The sequence below is a fragment of the Novosphingobium aquae genome (genome assembly GCF_037572715.1).
Classification (GTDB): domain Bacteria; phylum Pseudomonadota; class Alphaproteobacteria; order Sphingomonadales; family Sphingomonadaceae; genus Novosphingobium; species Novosphingobium aquae.
The window spans coordinates 90,703-110,328 of sequence record NZ_JBBHJY010000005.1; the positions used below are offsets into that span (position 1 = coordinate 90,703).

The 19,626-nt window shown below is 60.3% G+C and carries 12 protein-coding genes and 3 pseudogenes; 11 read left to right on the plus strand and 4 right to left on the minus strand.

All coding sequences use genetic code 11. From position 1 onward, the window contains the following. Positions 1 to 50: 50 nt before the first annotated feature. Positions 51 to 1,070 carry an IS110 family RNA-guided transposase gene (locus tag WG900_RS11040; protein ID WP_339967419.1) on the plus strand — a complete coding sequence of 340 codons (1,020 nt, stop codon included), beginning with the start codon at positions 51 to 53 and terminating at the stop codon, positions 1,068 to 1,070. A gap of 250 nt (positions 1,071 to 1,320) precedes the next feature. On the opposite strand, the gene tnpA is transcribed toward WG900_RS11040, so the two are convergent. Next, complete coding sequence (gene tnpA, locus WG900_RS11045; protein WP_339967120.1) at positions 1,321 to 1,740, minus strand: IS200/IS605 family transposase; 420 nt, start codon at positions 1,738 to 1,740, stop codon at positions 1,321 to 1,323. A gap of 763 nt (positions 1,741 to 2,503) precedes the next feature. Between tnpA and WG900_RS11050 the strand changes: the two genes are divergently transcribed. The 7 genes and pseudogenes from WG900_RS11050 to WG900_RS11080 all read left to right on the plus strand — a co-directional run bounded on the left by WG900_RS11050 (position 2,504) and on the right by WG900_RS11080 (position 7,074). Next, on the plus strand, positions 2,504 to 2,848 hold the full coding sequence (locus WG900_RS11050; RefSeq protein WP_339967122.1) for a DUF3489 domain-containing protein: 345 nt from the start codon (positions 2,504 to 2,506) through the stop codon (positions 2,846 to 2,848). Beyond that, a complete protein-coding gene (locus WG900_RS11055) occupies positions 2,848 to 3,258 on the plus strand; it encodes a DUF2924 domain-containing protein (RefSeq protein WP_339967123.1) in 411 nt (136 codons plus the stop codon). Before WG900_RS11050 ends, WG900_RS11055 begins: the two co-directional genes overlap by 1 nt. Further along, entirely contained in the window at positions 3,255 to 4,961 is a 1,707-nt protein-coding gene (locus WG900_RS11060; RefSeq protein ID WP_339967125.1) for a recombinase family protein, read from the plus strand. The genes WG900_RS11055 and WG900_RS11060 overlap by 4 nt, the downstream gene beginning before the upstream one ends. After that, a pseudogene (locus WG900_RS20215) lies at positions 4,844 to 5,407 on the plus strand (hypothetical protein); the annotation flags it as partial. The gene WG900_RS11060 and the pseudogene WG900_RS20215, both read left to right, overlap by 118 nt. A 134-nt stretch (positions 5,408 to 5,541) precedes the next feature. Then, a complete protein-coding gene (locus WG900_RS11070) occupies positions 5,542 to 5,943 on the plus strand; it encodes a hypothetical protein (protein WP_339967126.1) in 402 nt (133 codons plus the stop codon). Between the two features lie 544 nt (positions 5,944 to 6,487). Further along, a complete protein-coding gene (locus WG900_RS11075; RefSeq protein WP_339967127.1) occupies positions 6,488 to 6,907 on the plus strand; it encodes a metallophosphoesterase family protein in 420 nt (139 codons plus the stop codon). Then, complete coding sequence (locus tag WG900_RS11080; protein WP_339967129.1) at positions 6,904 to 7,074, plus strand: hypothetical protein; 171 nt, start codon at positions 6,904 to 6,906, stop codon at positions 7,072 to 7,074. The genes WG900_RS11075 and WG900_RS11080 overlap by 4 nt, the downstream gene beginning before the upstream one ends. A 142-nt stretch (positions 7,075 to 7,216) precedes the next feature. Here WG900_RS11080 and WG900_RS11085 read toward each other — a convergent pair whose 3' ends face one another. Beyond that, positions 7,217 to 8,323 (minus strand): hypothetical protein, encoded by a 1,107-nt coding sequence (locus WG900_RS11085; RefSeq protein WP_339967130.1) that lies wholly within the window; start codon positions 8,321 to 8,323, stop codon positions 7,217 to 7,219. Between the two features lie 196 nt (positions 8,324 to 8,519). On the opposite strand from WG900_RS11085, the pseudogene WG900_RS11090 reads away from it, so the two are divergent. Continuing rightward, a pseudogene (locus WG900_RS11090) lies at positions 8,520 to 8,618 on the plus strand (IS481 family transposase); the annotation flags it as partial. On the opposite strand, the pseudogene WG900_RS20275 reads toward WG900_RS11090, so the two are convergent. Continuing rightward, positions 8,595 to 8,708: pseudogene (locus WG900_RS20275) on the minus strand (IS200/IS605 family transposase); the annotation flags it as partial. The pseudogenes WG900_RS11090 and WG900_RS20275 overlap by 24 nt on opposite strands. A 212-nt stretch (positions 8,709 to 8,920) precedes the next feature. Here WG900_RS20275 and WG900_RS11100 point away from each other — a divergent pair. Beyond that, positions 8,921 to 12,190 carry a hypothetical protein gene (locus tag WG900_RS11100; protein WP_339967133.1) on the plus strand — a complete coding sequence of 1,090 codons (3,270 nt, stop codon included), beginning with the start codon at positions 8,921 to 8,923 and terminating at the stop codon, positions 12,188 to 12,190. Then, on the plus strand, positions 12,187 to 18,063 hold the full coding sequence (locus WG900_RS11105) for a DEAD/DEAH box helicase (protein WP_339967134.1): 5,877 nt from the start codon (positions 12,187 to 12,189) through the stop codon (positions 18,061 to 18,063). The genes WG900_RS11100 and WG900_RS11105 overlap by 4 nt, the downstream gene beginning before the upstream one ends. 495 nt (positions 18,064 to 18,558) lie before the next feature. Here the strand turns inward: WG900_RS11105 and WG900_RS11110 are convergent, their stop codons facing one another. After that, positions 18,559 to 19,620, minus strand: a complete 1,062-nt coding sequence (locus tag WG900_RS11110) for a PD-(D/E)XK motif protein (RefSeq protein WP_339967135.1) — start codon at positions 19,618 to 19,620, stop codon at positions 18,559 to 18,561. Positions 19,621 to 19,626: the final 6 nt, after the last annotated feature.

Below are 19,626 nucleotides of genomic sequence, written 5' to 3' on the forward strand. Positions count from 1 at the left end.
TCAAAGCGATCAGCACAGGAGCACCGTCCATGGGTAAATTACCAATCGACTTGTCGTCTGTCACCACGGTTGGCCTCGACTTGGCCAAGCATGTGTTCTTCATCCACGCCGTTGATGGCCAGGGCCAGCTTGTCCTCGCACAGGAGGTGCGGCGGCGCGATCTTCTATCGTTTTTCGCGTCGCTGCCAGCGTGCCTGGTTGGCGTGGAAGCCTGCAGCTCAGCGCATCATTGGGGCCGCGAACTTATGGCGCTGGGGCACGATGTCCGCCTGATGCCGCCGGCCTATGTAAAGCCCTATGTCAAACGCCAAAAGAACGATGCGGCAGATGCGGCGGCGATCTGCGAGGCGGTGACGCGGCCCACGATGCGCTTCGTCAAGGTTCGGTCCATCGATAACCAAGCGGTACTGATGCATCACAAGGTCCGCGAGATGCTGGTGCGGCAGCGGACGCAGATCCTCAACGGGTTGCGTGGGCATTTGGCCGAGATCGGGATCATTGCCGCACAAGGACCAGTTCATGGGCGCGCGCTCGCCGGCCTCCTGCGCGAAGGTGATGCATCCATCCCGCAAGCCGTGGTCACTGCCCTGTTGCCGCTGGTCACACAGCTCGAACAGCTCGATGCCGAGATTAAGGAGTCCGATGCTGCCATCGCCAGGCTGGCGAAGGCCGATCCGGTTGCGAATGCGCTGATGTCGATTCCGGGCATCGGTCCGGTCACCGCCTCGGCCCTGGTCGCAAGCGTGGGTGATCCATCCAGCTTCTCGGGGCCACGGCAGTTTGCTGCGTTCCTAGGCCTGGTGCCACGACAGAACTCGTCGGGCGGGAAACCCCGGCTCGGGCGGATCACCAAGATGGGGAATGCCTATCTCAGAAAGCTACTGGTCGTGGGTGCACACGCGGTACTCTTCCATCGCGCGCGGCATACCGATCCACTCCGCTGCTGGGCGCAAAAGCTGATGGAAACCAAGCCGTTCAAGCTGGTCGCGGTTGCCACCGCCAACAAGCTTGCCCGCATCGCCTATGCGGTCATGACGAACGGCACATCCTATCGCGCTGCCAAGGCCTGAAGGTAAACTTCGCACCTTGTATAGCGCTCCATAATCTCGGGTGACCATGAGGTGATGCGACATAACCGGACATAATCTGCCAAGCCTGAGGCTCTGTCTGCGCAGGGAAGCGCGTCCCTCTGAATGAGGCCAGCAGATCAGCGGACAAACATCAGGGCCAGTGGATCAATCCCACGCGCAAAGGCCGGAGACATGACCGCACCCGCGACCGTCGCCTAACTGAAGCACTGACCGGCTGACGCCGGTAGGATCAGGCGGAGGGGCTGAAGCCGTCCTTGTGGGTATGTCGGTCCAGGTAACGCATGATGATGTCATCGGTAATGTTGCCGGATGTCGTCGAGAAGTAGCCTCGTTGCCAGAAGCGTTGGCCCCAGTAGCGTTTACGGATGTGCTCGAATTCCTGCTGGATTTTGCGCGACGAACGCCCCTTGGCCCGGCGCACGAAGTCACTGACCGAGACATGCGGTGGGATTTCGACGAACATATGGACGTGATCCCGCGATAGGGCACCGTTGACGATGGTCACGCCCATTTCATCGCAGACCTGCTTGATGATCTCGCGCACCCTGAGGCGCACATCGCCGATGAGCACCTTGTACCGGTACTTGGGTGCCCAGACGAGATGGTAGCGATGATGAAATGTCGTGTGACAACCGCTCTTGTAGCCCATAGCCTGTAACCTCGGGAAAAAGGGAACTTCATCGCCTTCGGCGGTTCCCTTTTTCCCGAGGTTACAGGCTATCGCGCGAGTCTATGGCTGAAGCCAGTATCCGACTGGAAGTCGGAGGGGTTGCTCCACCAAGCGAGACTCTAAATATCACCCTTGATCGCAGGGCGCCGTCCAGACATGACAGAGCCGCCGCGACGGCTCGTGCCACGCTGTCATTATCAGTCACGTTAAGTTCGACAGGAATACCCGCGACCGGCGCGCCGAGCGCACGCCGCAATATACTTTGTCGCCGCGCGCGGCATATTCTGCCGCCAGCGCATTTCCCAGCCCGCGTGACGCTCCGCTGATAAAGACTACAGCCATCTTGGCACATCTCCCCTCGCCCTACGAATTCGAGCAGTGGTACTCGAGTGACGACAATACAAACGATCCCGCCCGCCCGCAGGCAAGTTCTACTAATGCTTTTATCGCATCCAGTTAATCTGAAGGGCAGTCTTGCCCGTCGTTAGCGAGTGCAATGTGCCTAGCTTGATATTTTCCCACATAAGAGGTTGCGGGCCGTGCTAACCTCCGGTGCCGAAATTGTGTGCAATTAGTCTGAATGTGCCGCCACAAACCATTCGACTTCGCACCCGAACCGAGCATTGGTCATGCTCATGAATCGCGGACCCTGAGCGAGGGCCGCTGCCCTGACCGATCCAGATCGGCAGGGCTGTGGGTGGTGGGAGCGGCACGGTGCCGCTTCGCATCAGAGGAACCACCCATGACCGAAACCATGACTCAGCCTGCATCGAAGCGCCCACGCCGCATGGCCCGCGAGCCCGAACCACAGCAGCCCGCCGCACAGACCCTGGCCACGCCGCCGACCGCGGACAGCCCACCTCTCTCGCCGCCAGCAGTGAAGATCAAACAGCCCGGCAAGACCGACGCCGTGCTCGCGTTGCTGCGCCGTGAGGATGGCGCCACGCTCGCCGAGCTGATGGCCGCGACCGGCTGGCTTGCGCACTCCACCCGCGCGGCGCTCACCGGCCTGCGCAAGAAGGGCCACGGGATCGAACGCAGCAAGCGCGGCGAGGACACCTGCTACCGCATCGCGGGCGCAGCCTGATGGCGTTTCCCGACCCGCTGGCAGGCCTCGACGACATGTCCGCCGAGGAGCTGCGCCGGGCATGGCAGCGCGTCACTGGCGAGCCGCCCCCGCGTGTCTCGCCGAGCATCCTGCGCCATGCCCTCGCATGGGAGCACCAGGCGAAGTCGCAGGGCGGCCTGCAGCGCGGTGTTCAGCAGCGCCTCATGCAGCTGGGTGCGCGCAAGACCCGCACCTCAGCCGCGGGCCCGGGGACGCGGCTGGTCCGCGAATGGCAGGGGACGGTGCATGTCGTCACCGTGGGCGAGGACAAGGTCGTCCGCTGGAACGGTGCCGGGTACCGCTCGCTGAGCGAAGTGGCGCGCGCGATCACCGGAACGCGCTGGTCGGGCCCGGCGTTCTTCGGGCTCAGGAAGAAGCTCGCGGCATGAACGCGGTGCGCTGCGCGATCTACACCCGCAAATCGAGCGAGGAGGGCCTCGAGCAGGACTTCAACAGCCTCGATGCCCAGCGCGAGGCCTGCGCCGCCTATATCAGGAGCCAGGCAAGCGAGGGCTGGAGCGAGCTTGCCGCACGCTACGACGATGGCGGGATTTCGGGGGGCACCCTCGATCGGCCCGGCCTGCAGCGACTGCTCGCCGATATCGATCGAGGGCTGATCGACATCGTCGTGGTCTACAAGGTCGACCGGCTGACCCGCTCGCTGCTCGACTTCTCGAAGCTGGTCGAACGGTTCGATGCCGCCGGAACCTCGTTCGTCTCGGTGACCCAGTCCTTCAACACCACCACCTCCATGGGGCGGCTCACGCTCAACATGCTGCTCAGCTTCGCGCAGTTCGAGCGCGAGGTCACGGCCGAGCGCATCCGCGACAAGATCGCCGCCTCCAAGGCGCGCGGCATGTGGATGGGCGGCACCCCGCCGCTCGGCTACCGGCCCGATGGCCGCACGCTGGCGATTGAAGAGGAACATGCCCCGCTCGTGCGCCTGATCCACCGCCGCTACCGGGAGCTCGGCACGGTGCGGGCGCTGTCGGACTGGCTGATCGGTGAGGGCATCCTGACCCCTCTGCGCTCCTCCCAGAAAGGCAAGAGCTTCGGCGGTGCCGCGTTCTCGCGCGGACAGCTCTATTCGATCCTGCGCAACCCGGTCTACGCCGGCAACATCGTGCATCACGGCAAGGTCTTCCCCGGCCAGCATCCGGCCCTGCTGGGGCGCGAGGAGTGGGAGGCGGTGCAGGCGCAGCTGACGGATCATGTGCAGGGCACGCACCGGGTCCGCAATGCAAGGAAGGCGTTGCTGGCGGACAAGCTGGTCGATGCAGATGGGAACCGGCTGATCGCGGTGCACACCTCGAAAGGAACCCGGCGCTACCACTACTATGTCAGCGAGCGGCATCACCACGGTGATGCTGACACGGGCATGCGGATCCCCGCGCAGGCCCTCGAGCAGCTGGTCACCGGACACATTGCGGAGTTGTGCTCCGATCCGCTGTCGCTGGCGGAGCGGATCTGCCCTTCCTCTCCTCTCGCGGACTGGCGAATGCTCCACGAACGCGCCGATCAGCTCGCCGTGAAAGTCCGTGGGGGAACCCGCGATGCCATCGCGCCGCTCCTGGCAAAGGTCACTGTGGCCGACCACAGCGTATCCATCTCGCTCGACGCGGCCGCCGTGGCGCAGGCGCTCGGGCTCGCCCGCGCGCCCGTCGATCCCGTGACAGTGACCAGCGAGGCCCCGGTGCATATTCGCCGCTCGGGCCAGATGCTGAAGCTGGTCGACCATGGCGGAGCCGCGGTCACCTCGCCCCCGGCGGAATCGCTCGTCCGCCTGATCGTCCAGGCCCGGCGCTACTGGGACATCCTGCGCCGCGAGCGGATCACCATCGGCGCGCTGGCGGAACGGGAGGGAGTGACGCCGTCGTACGCCACCCGCGTCACCCGGGTTGCATTCCTTGCACCAGCGCTGGTCGAGGCGATTGTCGAGGGACGGCAGCCAGCGGACCTCACCACACTGAAACTCCTGTCAGTCTGCGGCGAGGCCGACTGGGCGCAGCAGCAACGCATGGCCGGATCATCGCACGATCCCATCATCTGCCGGGGCGGATCGTCTATGACTGGCGGCATTACCTGGCGGTGATCCAGCGCAAGCCTGGCGCCCTGCGTAACGGAGCACCGTTCACCGAGATGCCCGATGCGTTCAGGCAGCTCCAGGGCCATCTGCTGAGGCACTCCGGCGGGGATCGCGAGATGGTCGAGATCCTGGCGCTGGTGCTGCAGCACGATGAACAGGCTGTTCTATGCGCGGTTGAGCTGGCTCTGGAGGCAGGGGTTCCCACCAAGACCCATGTGCTCAACATCCTGCACCGGCTGCAGGAAGGATCGCAAAGATGGCCTGACAGTCGAACGGCGTTGGGAAGCCCGGCACTAACAATGGAACTTCGATTCCAAGTTGATTATGAGGCTCCTGACGCGCGGATCTCCATCTTGGCCGTGAGCAAACTCACGAGACCGTATACGTTGGCGCAGACTTGTCAGAACACCGTAAAATCCTACTTGCAAACAGGGCGGGCCATACGTTGTTAGTGCAAGATTTAAACTGGGGCCATGCCGCCAATGTTTTGCTGACGTAAGGGAACAAAAAGAGGTCGCAGAAAATGATTCGAGACAAGCTCTGTTGTCCCCAACTAGGGTCAGATATCGACTCGCTGGCGGCATGAATGAAAGGGACGGCAATGAAGTTTCAAGGGGTTTGGGTTTCATCGGACCAGGGCAAGGTCAGCATCGCGGCTAGTGATTTCGATGAGACTGAACTTTCTGACCACTCCAATTGGCAAGAGGCATGGCAAAACGATGATCCAGATGCACCGCACGGCTATCTCGATAGCCTGGCAATGCTTCAGGACATCAGCCGCCGTATCGTTGGAAAAATTGATCAAACTGAACTCGACGTTATCGAGACGAAATTTCGTAGCGGGATCCCCTTTACCGTCAGCACGCTCGAGGATCTTGTCCAGCTGATCCAAGTTGCAATCCCCAGCAAGATAGTCAGCCATGTCGCTAACTCATCGAAGGTGGAGGCAACTCAGGACGACAATGGAGAGGAAATACCCTTCGAGTGATCCAAGTTTGCCCTAAGATGTCAGCGAAAGAGCGTGCACTTGTTAAGCGGGCAGAACAATTTTGCCGCTCAATTGATAGAGCCTTTGCGGCCGAAAATTGCCCATTCAGTATGGAGCAGGCCCGCGAGATCGAGGTCTTTAGTTCTGCTGCTGACCACTTGCACTGGAGTTATCCTGCCAAGAGCACATACACGCAAATTGAGCCGGGGCACCGATTGGCGACTGTTCCCCGTCAGCACCAATGGCACAGATTTGAGGTTGTGAATTAAGGAGTGTTGAGGCTTCGTCGTAGTGACGAAGGAACGAAGATGAAGTCCCAACACTCCTTGAAAAAATCGCCCGCCAAGGCCCCTGCTGAGCGGGTGGTGAAGGACATCCGGCGGCATGTTCATGTGGGGCGATTGCGGCAATGCCCAGATTTTCTATGCCCCTAACAAATCCGGCAACTTCGATTTTTCCTTTGAGTGGAGCTGCGGCTGATGCGCACCCCTAGCAGCCCCTTCACGCATGTTACGCGAAAGCAAGTTTGATGGCCCCGCCCCCCATGACCGTAATCCAAACATCGGATTGGCACTTCGGGCACGAGTTCGCCGGGCATCCGCGGGAGTATAAGCACGACGCTTGTTTGGCCTGGCTGCTGGATCGCATTGATGAGCATGCAGCCGATGTCTTGCTGGTCACTGAGGACGTGTACGATGTCGCGAACCCGCCAATTAACGCGATGCGGCGCCTGTTCAGCTTCTTGCGGGCTGCAACGGCGCGCCGACCATCACTGCAAGTGGTAAACTTGGGCGGAAACCACGACAGTGCAGCCCGGATCGATCTTCCTGCTGCGTTGCTCGGAAGCGGTCAAATCCGATTTGTTGGGGCATTACCGCGTGAAGGAGGTGAGCCGGATTTCGGGAGATTTATGGTGCCGCTTACCGGTCGGGGGACCAACTCCATCGAGGTCGTGGTCTCATGAACGACAAGGATCTCTGGCCGATCCACATCATCTTTCTCGGTTTCTTGATCGCGTTGATCCTTTATGCGTTCAAGCTGATGTTCGAGGAGATCCTGCAGAGCCCAATTTTGCTGTTCTTTGTCCTAGTCGTTACCGTGGGCATTTGGGTGGTTCGCAAATGCGGCTAGGCAGGTTGCAGTGCGGCAATGCCCCCGACACAGTGTCGTCCATATATTCCCAGTTCGCCGCTGAAGGCCCCCGCCAAACTGGGTGGTCTGCGTTGAGTGCAAGATTTAAAACGGCGCCATGCCATCATCGCCGTTTCTGGGGTCAGCGATCCGCTTCGGCGCAAAACTCGAACGTTCCATCCTTGATCCGCCAGAATAGGGCCATCTCTCCATCCCAAAAGATAGAAAGGCCTGGAAGCGCATCTCCTTTGTTGCACGGCTGATAAAGCGTCTTCCAGCCACCGCCATGCCAAGCTCCGTGATCGTTAAACCAACTACTATAATCGGATTGGCGCAGTTTGGTGTCGCCAAAAAAGTATCCATCTTTGTCGCTGACCGATCTATCCGATTGTTCGTACTTAGCCATCGCCGCCTCGAAACGATCACTAAGATAATCTATCAATTCTGAGATATCGGTTTGAGCATCCTGTCCGGAAAACTGTGAATTCTCGGAAAGGATTTCAATTTCATATCTTACCGTTTCGAAAGAAAAAATGTCACGACTTACTGCAAAGGAGTCGGCTGGCCCAATTCCGATATATTCGCCATAAAGGATTTGACCTGAGCTTGCTTGGATATCCTTGGCCGATCCCGACGCCTCTTCCGTCACGCCGTAATACAAGTGCTCATTTTCCCAGTCTGGGATTGACCCATCAGAGGCCGAACCTTCTATCTCCGATAGGGGGATAGTGCGAACCACTGGGGTAATTTGATCTCCCCAAACTTGCACAAGCAAGGCTGGAAAATCCGCCTCTGCCATGAGCGGGGAATGTAACTCTCGCAGGTTGATCTGCATCAGCGGGGATAACGGGGCACCGGTCTTTGAAAGCGGCCAGTGAAATTTATCACAAACCCATAGACAGGTTCCAACCATGGATCTCTTTCGGTCGACCTCGGCATCATCATGAATAGGCGTCCTGATTTCATTGAGAGCGAAGCCGGAGGTTGCCATCATCAAATTGCGAACAGGAGCCAGAAGGCTACCAAACCGTACGCAGAGTGTAACGATATCGGACAGAGCGGGATCGGCAATCTGGTCTTTGGCCCGAATAATTGCTGCGCCTTTGTAAGTGTCATCCTGAACGGCCAGAAAAGACAATGCGTCAGCGAGCGAGACACTCACTTCCACAGGGATGCCGCTTGGGCTTCCGGCTTCACGCCTAGCCTTCGCTAAGGCAAGGTAGGATTTAAGCGCCTTTTGATTAAGCATAATATATAAAAGCTTCTAGCTATTGGAATGCGTCTTGGCATGTCACGTTGGGCGTGTCGACAGCCCTCCTTGCCGACACGCCCAGTTTCAATACGCGCGTTCATTGGCGCGCAGCCGATCCATATGACGGCCGGCCTAGGTGTTTGGTCCCAGCATGTGATGGTGTAGATTTATCTTCGTCACATCGGAGGGATTTATGGGACAGGTTCTACATGGCAGCGCCAAGACCACGCACGCCATTCGAGGCGAGCGACAGCGATCGCAAGCTTCTGTCGCGAGCCTCGCGAAGCGGTTCACCGATCAGCACTTTGTACCGGTACTTCGGCGCCCAAACGAGATGGTAGCGATGATGGAAAGTTGTGTGACAACCGGACCGATACGCCATAGCCTGTAACCTCGGGAAAAGCGGAAGCTTCACGCCTTCGGCGGCTTCCGCTTTTCCCGAGGTTACAGGCTACCACGCGATTCGTAGGCTGAAGCCAGTATCCGACTGAAGTCGGAGGGGTTCCTCCCAGATAGAGGACTCTAAAATTTTGGCTTTAATTAGATTTTTGTGATTGTTTACCATGAGAGCATCGAACGCAAACGGGGGAATAAATGGACAACTCTGCGCCAGTGGCGTTGCCGCACTGGCACATTCCCCTGACCAGCGTCGAACTGTACATACGACGACGACTGACTGCGGCCGATGCCTCACCCTTTATTGTTCATGTCAGCCTGACCGAAGCTGACGAGGCCAAAGTCCGGAACGGCCTTCGTGCATTTGCAAAAGGCAGAGCATCAAACATCGCCCAGGCGCTGACAAGGTTCCCCGCCGCAGGCGCGTGGCTTCTCGCCTCGGACCTCGCACGCCAGTATCGAAGCGGCAGCGGCGATGGCATTGTGACCAGCCAGATATACCCTCACATCGCAGCCGCCTTTGCTACCGGTCCCATTGACCAGGCAGAGCGGCAGGAGCTGGTAATAGCTTTCCGCCGCGCCGCCAGGCGCTTCGGCTTGGTACTTCCTCCGCGAAAAACCAATTTCCTCGCCGACTCCTATGTCTGTCAGGCCGGGGCAGCGCGATCCCAGCTACCTGCGCTGGTGCGGGCGTTTCTCAAGGCGGAAGCATCATTTGGATCACCGCCAGACGAAGACACCCAGCGTCTCAACATGTGGGAAGTCAGGTCGACCCAGGCTTTTGCTCTTGGTCTCTCGCGACTTCAGAACATCATGGTCTGGGACGAGAGCGCGTTTCATGCAGGCTGCTTCGCACGCGCCCGGCGTGGTGACGTCACTTGGCCTTTGGCGAAGGGCATGGCGACAGCGATCGCCGATATCGAAGCAAAAGGGGGAATCGGCGGTCGGTCGACCGAGGTCAGGGCGCGTATTGCGCTAGTAGATTCCATTCCGGCCATTGTGGCTCCGGATGGCGCCTCGATTAACGTCCAAGTCGGCACTCGAACGCGGTCGGTCGCCGCTGGCCGTTCATGGGAATTGCCCGCCCCGTGGCCGGCGCGGGTCTACGCCTCGATCGCCAACGGCGACGACGAGCCAGGGACTGACCTAACATTCCTGCCGACACTCGAGAGTATCGCCGTTTTCGATGCCGACAGCGGCGTTCTCCTCGGCTGCCTTTCTTCAGATGGGGCCAGTCTCTCGGTTGACGCACGCGAAGTTGCCTTGGCGAGCCGCAGCGAAATCTCTGCCGGTGGCGAGACCAGCCTCCAGGTGAGCAATCAGGCGCATATTCTGTTCGCATCACTGGGCGAACGGCTCAACGTAGCCGCAGGCGGCAACAGCTATCATCTAACCCCGCCCTCGCGTCCCAATCTTGCGTTCGACGCGGTCCGTATCGCCAGCGGACCAGGTGGCGGCCTATTCACCCATCCCAAGCTAGTCCATATTCGGTTCCCCGGTGGAATGCCCGAGAAGGCTGCGTTGTGCATCGACCATCCGGCACTGGCCCAACCGATCTCGCTGGACCTCGAAGAAGACAACGCGCCGATTGACCTGGGCGCGCTGCTGCCCCGCAGCGGTCCCATCGGACAGTTATCGTTGGCAATCACGCTCGGTCAGGGCGGCCGCGCATTGGTTCGCTCAAGCCAATGGGTCTGGCCCGGCCTAGCAGGTCTTGACGGCTTTGCATTTGATGGACCAATTCCACCTAACCTCGTTGCCGACCAATCAGAAAACATCGCCGTCGGAGATCAGCGGGTCGGTCTCGATGCGTCAACGCCATGGCGCAACGCGCGCATCGCGGTTTCCGAAGGCAACCGGATCATCGTCTTTGCCCTGTCGCGCCCAGGACGCTCGGTTAGTATCGTCGATGAATATGGACGCGAGCGGCCACATCCCATGGGCGCTCGGATCACTGTTCTCCGCAAATCGACGGATCGTCTAGTCATCCGCACCGACGATCCAGCCGCCAAATTGATCATCCGCGGGCGCGCAGAGGAATCCAGCTTTGGTTCAAGTGGGGTCCGCCGTCTCGATCTGGCCGCTCTTGCGCACTCGGGCTCGGACAACCGCATTCTCTACTTACCGAATGGGGATGCCCGCCGCGCAGAGACACTTGCCGAACTCGGTCTATCAACTGAGCCAGAAAACTTTACGGTCGAGCATAGTGCACGCGATAGGTGTCTCAGGATTCGCGCGCAGTTCGATGTGCCAATCGACGCGGTGCGCCTGACTCTCGAAGGTCTCGATGGCGAAGATACTTGCCAATGGGTTGCGCCGCTAGGCAGGCGGCCCGCCGACGGCAATCACAGCCCGAAATTCTGGGGTTCCGTAGAATACGGCGGACGCAGTGCAACCGGAAGCGACCTGACGCTGGTGATCGATGACCAATTGGCTGACTGCTGCCGTGTCGGCGAACTGTCTGTGCGCATTGAAGGCGAGGAACGCTACCGCGAACTGCGCAATATGCGCGGTGATGCGTTTCTCTTCCTGACCGATGGGCATCCGTCGATTCCCTCGACGAGCGCGTACCTTGCCGCCAACGACCTGCTTGCGCGCTGCGTGGCACCAGAGACCTGGGATCTCGTCAAACCGATTGTGCCCGCATGGCGCGAGGCCGGAATGGCGCTGGTGGAGCGCGGACGCACCGAAGAACTACTGCGCGGATGGGGCCGGCCGCTACCCGCTGGCCAAGCGTCCACGTGGGTTCCGCTTCGACATCCGGTCGAGATTGCTCCCGAACTGCTGTCGCTCGACGCGGTTCACTTCCACGCCTTCGGAGTAGAGGGCGACGGCACCGAAGAATTGGAGCAGCTTCATCGCCTTGCCTCGATCGAGCGCGTCCGCGAAGCCAGCGAGGTTCTGCTCGTCGATCCTCTGTTCTTTCTTGGCTTTGCCAACTGGCAGGAGGCCGAACGAAAATCAGCGCGTCTGCGAGACTTCTCATTCTCCAGACTGATCGGCACACGCAAGCTGATGGCGCAGCCGAAGGCTAGCCCATCACTCTGGCGACCTTCCGAGGGCCGCTTGAGTGATTGGCACCATGAGTGGTGCGTCGATCGCTTTATCGATCGCTTTCAACTCGCGGTGCCCGACGACACCTCGAACCACGAACGCATGCTGCGCCTCAACAGGATGGTCACAGCGATGTCCCGCGATCACAAGGACGAAGCGGTCCCGATCTCTGAACTACTTGGCGACCGATGTCAGTTGGTGCACGGCGTAGCACCGTTTCTCTCGGCGGCGGCGAAGGCGTGGCGTTTCAACACGTTTGCCGCATTCCTGCGCGACCTTAGCCAACGGACCTCCTCGGCGCGCGAAATGCTCCTCGAGGACATCGGGCTTCTACTCCGCCTCGCGCCCGAACTGACCGCCTTTTACCTGCTCCTTTGGGAATTGGTCCGTATGACAGAAAGACAAGATACATGAGCGATCTCGATCCACTCAAGCTGCGCGATACTCTTCGGGAAACGCTTGGGCGGTATACGGCATCGGCGGTGCCAATTTCCGACGAACGTGCCCCGCGGCTAGCAGCGCGCGTTCGCGAGGCGATCCAGCAGGCCGGCAGAACGATGGTCAAGGGCCCATACCTCGAGAGTCTGCCGGACTTCGAGAAAGGGCGCTCGATCGGTGAGCTGGTTGAGGATGGCGCCCTCGATCCAGCCTGGAGCCGCATGATCGATAGCGGTCATCAGCACCTGTATGAGCGCCGGCTGCACCGGCATCAGGAGAGGGCAATCCTGCGTGCTGTGTCGGACAACTACCTCGTCGCCACAGGCACGGGGTCGGGCAAGACCGAAGCGTTTCTCTACCCTCTCGTCGATGCCCTGCTGCGTTCGCCCGACCGGCATCAGCCCGGGGTCAAGGCAGTCCTCGTCTACCCGCTCAACGCACTAGCCAACGATCAGCTCTACTATCGTATTGCCCGGCTACTACTCCGCGAGCTCGGTGATCCCGGCATCACGTTCGGACGCTTCACAGGGCAGATCCGTTCGGGCACAGCCCGCGAAGAGGAGGAAAAGAGGCTTCTCCAGAACCCGACGCTAACCGAGGCGCTGGGCCTGAATGATCATATTTCGCGTAGCTGGCTTCTCTCACGCGCAGAGATGCTCGAAACCCCGCCGCAGATTCTGGTCACCAACTATGCGATGCTCGAGCACCTGCTACTGCTTCCGCGCAACGCCGGTCTCTTCGCCAATGCCGATCTCCGCTTCATTGTCCTTGACGAAGTGCACAGTTACGCTGGTGCGCAGGCTATCGAGGTCGCCTTCCTACTGCGCAAGCTGAAGACTCGGCTTGGCATCAGCGAAGGTCAGGTTCGTGCCATCGGCACCAGTGCCAGCCTTGATCAAACACGCCGGCCCGAACTGGTCACTTTTGCGCAGAACCTCTTCGGTGAGCCATTTCCAGCCCCCGATGACGCGGTAATCACAGGAAAGCGCGTCCTTCACACCGCGTTGGCGGAGACGCGTGACCAAAAGCGCGCGCCAGCCGAAGCCTGGCGCGGCCTGGCAGAGGCAATCAGCCAGCTACCCCACGGCGCCACCGTTGCTGACTGGAACAGCACATGCGCTGGATCGGGTGCAGCTGAGTTCGCTCTGCCGGACGATACCATTCCGCTCGCGCAGGCACTGTTCAATCTAGCGATCGGCTACGAGGAGATAGCCAGGCTCGCCGCGCAGCTGAAGGATCGCCTCCAGCCTTTTGAAACCATCGCTCACCAACTTTTCCCTGACGCCGATGTCGCGTTAGAATCGGCGGCATTGCGCGGTGTCGTCGGTCTGGGCGTCATGGCGCGGCGCAGTTCGGCCGAGTTCCCGCTTCTGCCTGCACGCTTTCACCTCGCGGCCAACGGCATCGAAGGCGGCGTCGTGCGGCTCGCCGAAGGTACTGAACCGTGGGCCGATTTCAGGGCGCAACGCTCATATCAGGACCCGGAAGGTCGACCCTACTATTCGCTGCTGGTTTGCCGAAACTGCGGGGAGCCTTACCTCGAAGCCTGGGAAACTGCTCGCGCACTCAATGCCAAGCCAAAGCCCGGCTCCAAGCGAGCCGTAATCCGGCTGCTCTCGCAGGTCGCCGCGCTCGAGGACGAAGCCGACGAGGATGAAGCGCCCGCCGGCGAATGGGTTCACGTCGATCCCGCAACCGGACAGCTTCGGGGCACCGCAGGCGATGGGCTGGTCACACTGTTCAAGACCGAGCTGGACATGAGCGACGACCGCCAGCCGCGGCTCAAATCATGTCTTGCCTGCGGCGAAAGGGGCGGTCGCTTTCGCGAACCAATCACTAGTCTGCATCCCGGCGACCAGGCCTTCGTTGCTGTTGCCGCCCAGCAGCTGATTGAAGCGCTGCCCCGACAGGCAGAGCCCGGCGAGCCGCTACCGATGGAAGGCCGGCGGACCATTGTCTTCTCAGACAACCGCCAGGACGCGGCATTCTTTGCGCCGTTCTTCGAACGAACCAGCCGCGACGGTGCCATCAGGTCCGCCATTGTTGGTGCACTCGCGCTTGATGAAGATCCGATGGCGCTCGACGATCTCGTCGCAGAGGTGTTCAAAATTCTCAAAGGTCGCGGTGAATGGGCATTCGACGTCATCGAGCCCGGCACGCTTGACCCGCTCTCTTCTCGGCGCGCCAAAGCTAAGCTCCTTAACTGGGTTGCCGCCGAATTCTGTCGCAGCGGTGGCCTGCGCAGCGCGCTCGAAACGCTCGGCCTTGTTCATGTCGAATACGACCGCAAAGCCGTCGAAACTGTTGCTCGAGAAATCGTTCACGCTGTTCCCGCGACTGCAGGCTATGCCTCGGAACTCGTTTCACTGTTCCTCGACATCATTCGCCGGCAACGGCTCATCAGCAACCTCGGCGAAGAGCTTGACCTTACCGACGCTTCGGTGTGGGGCGACGGCCTCAATCAAGCGCACCGTGTGCTGGTAAAGATCAAGCCGAAAACCACTCTGGCAATGGTTGGTCTCATCCCCCAGACCCAGCGCCCCAATCGCTTCTCGTGGCTTCTCGAAAACGGAACAGGTCTTAGCCGCGGCGACGGGCTCGCCGTACTCGAGGCCTTCTGGAACGGGGCCACCAGGGCCCGCCTGCTTCGCAGTTTTGGCGACGGGCAGGCGCTTGACCCTGGTGTGATCACATTCACCCCAGGCGCCGATCACCCCCTCTATCGCTGCACGCGGTGTGGCGGGCGTTCGATCCGGTCGGTCGAGAACAAATGCGCATCGTGGCAGTGCGGCGGTTCGCTCAAGCATCTTTCGGCTCCCGAACGCCGCACCTTCGAAACCCAAAACCATTACGTTCGGCGCTACCGCGACCATCCGTCGCAGGCAGCCATCGCTCGCGAACACAGCGCAATGATTGGAACGGCGATGCGCGAGCAGATTGAAGATCGCTTCCGTGACGGTCGTCTCAATCTTCTGAGCTGCACCACCACAATGGAAATGGGCGTCGACCTCGGCGATCTCGAGGCGATCGTCTGCGCCAATGTCCCGCCATCCATTTCCAACTATCAGCAGCGTGCCGGCCGCGCCGGACGACGCGCGCAGGCGGCACCGGTCGCACTGACCGTAGCGCGCAACGGGAACTATGATCAGGAACAGTTCCGTGAATTCGACGACTACCTGAGCCGCAGCGCGGGCGTACCCTACGTTGCACTCGACAATCCTGACTTCTTCCGCCGCCATCAGGTGTCTGTCGTTCTGGCCGCATTTCTGGGTCATGCGCTCAAGGATTCCCGCGGCAGCGGCACCCCCCGGCTCAAGGATCTTTTCGGCGAACGTCTCGATATCGCCGGACGGCGCGCCTTCAGCGAGGGTCTCCTTGCGTTTCTGGAATCACCATCCGGTCGGGAGGCGCTCGCCGAGGCCGAACGACTGCGCGAACATCTCCCTCTCAACCAGCGCGCAATCGGCCTCTCTGGGCTCGAACTCTCAGCACACACCTGCGAAAAGCTCGACAGTTTTGCAGACGACTATGCCAGTCGCTGGCAGACGCTCGACGAACGCCTCGAAGATGCACGCGAGGCGAAGAATGATGGTTACGCCTTCAAGCTCGGCAAGGAACAGGAGCGCCTGCTCGACCAGTTCCTGATCAACGCACTCTCCCGCGCGGCCGTCATCCCGACCTACAGTTTCCCCGTCCACAGCGTCCGGCTGGAAGTCATTCAGCAAAGCGGCAAGCAAGCAACGCCCTTCGGCGGAGGCGACGAAGCAGTTCAGCTCGATCGCCCTGCTGTTCTTGGCATCAGTGAATACGCTCCTGGTGCTGAAGTCGTGGCGGGGGGCCGCATCTGGGTCAGCGCCGGGATCGTGCGCTATCCTAACGACTTCATGCCCGAACAGCTCGCGCAAGTCTGTGACGACTGCGGCCATGTCGCCATCCGGCGTTTCAAAGACGATCTCCCGGTAGCCTGCGAACAATGCGGAAGCAGCAATCTCGCAAAGGCGACCTCCTTCATCGAGCCAAAGGCATTCCTGACCTCGATCGATGCCAAGCACGGCCGCGATCCGGCCGCGTCGCGGGTGCGCCAACGTTCTGCGGAGGAAGCGCGGTTGGTGACTACGGCACCTGCCAATCAGTTCGTGCCGACAGACCTGCCGACCAAGGTCACGACGTTCTTTGCCCCAGCGCGCCCCTTGAAGGGCGAGAATACTGCGCGCGGCCAGTTGTTCGTTCTGAACAAGGGACCGCGTGGCGCGGGCTATCATCGGTGTCCGCGCTGCGAACACGCCCAGGCGGCAGAGCCCGCCAACCGCTTCAAAAAGGTCAAGGCGGTCCACAACGACCCGCGCAATGGCAGCAGGTGCTCTGCCGACGAGTTGCGGAGTCCGATCAACCTAGGCCATATCTTCGAAACCGATGTCCGCGCCTTCCGCTTCTCGGCACCGGTTCCAATACCGCCACAAGATGCTGACGAAGCCGCCGCGTACCAGGAACGGTTCACTCGGACACTTGGCGAAGCGCTCCGCATGGCGGCCGCCCGCAGACTGGATGCCGACGCACGTGACCTTGCCGCAACGATGCAGGTCGATGCGGGCCGCCCGGTTGCTGTTCTTTATGACACCGTACCGGGCGGCGCGGGCTACGTTCGCCGGCTTGCCGAAGGCGGAGCCCTGTCCATGGCGAACCTGGTCGAAAGCGCGATCAAGCTGCTCGACTGCCCAGCGAAATGCGCGAGTGCCTGTCGCCAGTGCCTAAGTGACTACAGCAACCAGACCTTCTGGGAACACCTCGACCGCGTACCCGTGCTCGAATGGCTACGCGCGCTTTTGTCCGAGCCAGGAGGCCGCGACGACCTGCCGCCCGGCGCGGTCGAATGGACCGACCCGTCACTGGCCGGACTCGCCTCGCGCTTGTCGGGCGCGCAGCAGATCGTGTTCTTTGCCACGCGAATTGCCGGAACTGACGATGCCGAGTCTGCTCGAGCCACGGCACGTCTGATCCGTGACCTCGCCGAGCGAGACCCTGCACGCCGCATATTTATCGCCGCAGCCGGGAAACTTCCCCTGTCGCTTTCAGAACTAGGCACGGCAGATCTCGAGGCAGTCGAAATTCTGGCCAAGCTCGAAAAGGCCGGTCAGCTGACAGTATTCAGGCTGCCATCTGACCGCTTCATGCCCGATCTTCCGAAGCTCTTCGCACAGAGCAGCGATGGAGCGATGGCACTTTGGAACGACGAAGGCGATCAGCCGCTTTTGGCGGGTCTACTCGGAAATACACCGTATATCGCAGCCAATCTTGAGCACGAAGTCGTCGCCCATCTCATTGATGTGCTGAAGGCTGGGCAGCTAGTCAAAAACGCTTTGACCAGCATTCTGGGTAATGTTCGCGTGTGGGACTATCCAGCCGGAACGCCCCGCAATCTGACCGAAACTTTCGCGGCCACGCTAGACAACACCGTGCGACTTGAGATCGACGATCCCTTCTTGCTCAAGGACGACCGCGCCCGCCGCGCGCTCGTCGCGTTACTCACCACGCTCCAAAAAGAGGGGGCTTCCTTCGAGTACGTCGCCCTTACCTGGCGCGAAAAATATCCTGATGAATTGGGCGAAGCGCCTGAGGTCCAGCAGAACGAAATGAAACGCCTCCTGCTAGCTGCCGGGTTCGAACCAGGTATATTTAACATGCGCTGCAGGTCCTACCGTGAGCGCCGGGTCTTCCACGATCGAATCATGCGCGCGCGCGTTGGGCCGCCGGGCCCCTCAAGCCGTTTGATCCAGTGGGATTTGTCATCAGGTGTGGGCAATCTCATGGATCCCTCCTGCGAGGCGAAGGTCTATCTGCGGACCGAGTGAACTTAGTCTGGGCTGCCTGCTCACCTTCCGCGACGGGTGGGGGCAGCCCAGCTCGGCTCAAAAGGGTGCTGTCGTTTAATCGTGGCTTGGTCAAGGGGGATTAAAGACGCCGTTATGCGATCTGCGATTGGGTCTCGCAGTTGGTGTGAGCAAGGTCGTCTGCGCCTTCGGCTTTAGTCACGTCGGCAATGCCGTTTGTCGGGTACAGGGTCGTTTACGCGGTCGAGACATGCACGCCGCAGGATAGGTCTTCGTAGGGCTGGCAGTGCTACAACGGGTCGTTATGTTGCCTCTAGCATTCAATTTTTGGGTCAATACCGAAACGGGCTTACAGGGTTCTTGGTTCGGAGCATCCGCTTCCCCTACCCTGCACCGCATATTTCGCCAGAGGTACCACCCTTCTGACAGTCCCAGTCGCTCTTGCCGTAGGCCCGAAGTTCGGGAGCTTGAATCAGGCAACCTCGGAAGCCGCAACCAAATCAACGTATCTTGCGCCTAATTGTTCAGGCTCAGGATCGCCTCCACTACGCGTCTGGCACCTACGATGGGGTTGTCCAAGCTGATCGTCGCGGGAAGTTCCACGCGGAAGTTGACCGACTGGGCATCCACATGTTGATAGATTATGAGGTCATCGCGACGCAGGACCTGGACGGCCGAGTCTGTCATGTCGTACCCGCGAACAAAGGTCACGCTAAATGTAGTCGTGAACGGTGCCTCGTTGACCATCGTGGCATGCTCGTATCCAGTGCCCGACTCCGCGCCGTACACAGACACGCGCGTTAGAAACTCGTCGACCAAGCCGCTCGCCCCGGCGGCTTTGAGACGCTCAAGTATGCTCTCCACCAAGGAAGGGATCGACAAAGCAGGCGCATTTAGATCTGCTTGGCACAGACCGATGCTGACGAGGAGCAGGCGCGCTTCCCCGGAGTCGTCATCACTGGCAGGGGTAGGCTCAATTTGGTGGACGCCATGGATGTCGTGACTTGAGGCGGCACGAGTAGTGGTTTTTATCTCTACGCCCGTGCCTTCCCATGTGAAGTCCCTTGCCGAGCGGCGCCAGCCATCCCAAGCCTGAACGATTGGTCCGACCTGAGGATCGGCCGCGCGGCGGCAAAGAGCGTCGAGTAGAAGCAGTTCCCCGACGAGACCGAGGATCGCGTTCTCGGAGATCTCCATGCGATTAATGGCGAGTTCGATCAGCGGCTCGGTGACGGCAAAGGCGCGCTCTAAATTAACGTCAGCCTTCTCGCGCAGCAGTTCAGCGGCAATAAACGCACCGACCGGGTCGAAATGCCCCAGCGCGGGTAAGCAAATGCGGTTGGCGTTCAGCGGAGGCTGGCTGTCACGGTGCCAGGAGTGGTAGTGCATCGCAGTCTTCACTATGTCGGTCCGGGGCCTTAACTCGTCGCCTGCAAGGAACAGTTCCAAGTGACCGCGACTATTCCGAGCGATCCCGACCACCTTCGCATCAGTCAACCAAGTTATGGTTCGGTCATCTCCGAATGTGCCCGCTGGAACGACGTTGATCTGGTCTAAGACTGCTTCGTAGCTGGTCATGGGGGT

Bases quoted from the DNA above. Each gene is read 5' to 3' on its own strand.
- WG900_RS11055 (WP_339967123.1), top strand. From the start codon at position 2,848: ATGGCGTTTCCCGACCCGCTGGCAGGCCTCGACGACATGTCCGCCGAG.
- WG900_RS11050 (WP_339967122.1), top strand. From the start codon at position 2,504: ATGACCGAAACCATGACTCAGCCTGCATCGAAGCGCCCACGCCGCATG.
- tnpA (WP_339967120.1), bottom strand. From the start codon at position 1,740: ATGGGCTACAAGAGCGGTTGTCACACGACATTTCATCATCGCTACCAT.
- WG900_RS11075 (WP_339967127.1), top strand. From the start codon at position 6,488: ATGACCGTAATCCAAACATCGGATTGGCACTTCGGGCACGAGTTCGCC.
- WG900_RS11085 (WP_339967130.1), bottom strand. From the start codon at position 8,323: ATGCTTAATCAAAAGGCGCTTAAATCCTACCTTGCCTTAGCGAAGGCT.
- WG900_RS11060 (WP_339967125.1), top strand. From the start codon at position 3,255: ATGAACGCGGTGCGCTGCGCGATCTACACCCGCAAATCGAGCGAGGAG.
- WG900_RS11100 (WP_339967133.1), top strand. From the start codon at position 8,921: ATGGACAACTCTGCGCCAGTGGCGTTGCCGCACTGGCACATTCCCCTG.
- WG900_RS11070 (WP_339967126.1), top strand. From the start codon at position 5,542: ATGAAAGGGACGGCAATGAAGTTTCAAGGGGTTTGGGTTTCATCGGAC.
- WG900_RS11080 (WP_339967129.1), top strand. From the start codon at position 6,904: ATGAACGACAAGGATCTCTGGCCGATCCACATCATCTTTCTCGGTTTC.
- WG900_RS11110 (WP_339967135.1), bottom strand. From the start codon at position 19,620: ATGACCAGCTACGAAGCAGTCTTAGACCAGATCAACGTCGTTCCAGCG.
- WG900_RS11105 (WP_339967134.1), top strand. From the start codon at position 12,187: ATGAGCGATCTCGATCCACTCAAGCTGCGCGATACTCTTCGGGAAACG.